1 protein-coding gene is annotated in these 306 nt (G+C 69.6%); it reads right to left on the reverse strand.

Annotated features, from left to right (window positions below; genetic code table 11):
* The coding region (locus tag IG04_RS43570) for a P-type ATPase actuator domain-containing protein (protein ID WP_036017132.1) at positions 1 to 306 on the reverse strand (306 nt) is incomplete at both ends.

The following is a 306-nucleotide window of genomic DNA, read 5'->3' on the forward strand; positions in this document are numbered from 1 at the left end:
GACCTCGACCGGCACCGACTCGCCGGTGAGCATGCTCGCGTCGATCGCCGAGCTGCCCTCCTCGATCACGCCGTCGGTGGCGATCTTCTCGCCCGGCCGGACGACGAACCGGTCGCCGACCTTCAGGTCGTCGATGCTGATGCGCTGCTCGCGTCCGTCACGCAGTACCGCGACTTCCTTGGCGCCGAGTTCGAGCAGGGCACGCAGCGCGGCACCGGCGCGACGCTTGGACCGTGCCTCGAAGTAGCGGCCGGCGAGGATGAACGTGGTCACGCCCGCGGCGACTTCGAGGTAGATGTTGCCGGC

This window comes from Lentzea albidocapillata (assembly GCF_000719115.1).
Classification (GTDB): domain Bacteria; phylum Actinomycetota; class Actinomycetes; order Mycobacteriales; family Pseudonocardiaceae; genus Lentzea; species Lentzea albidocapillata.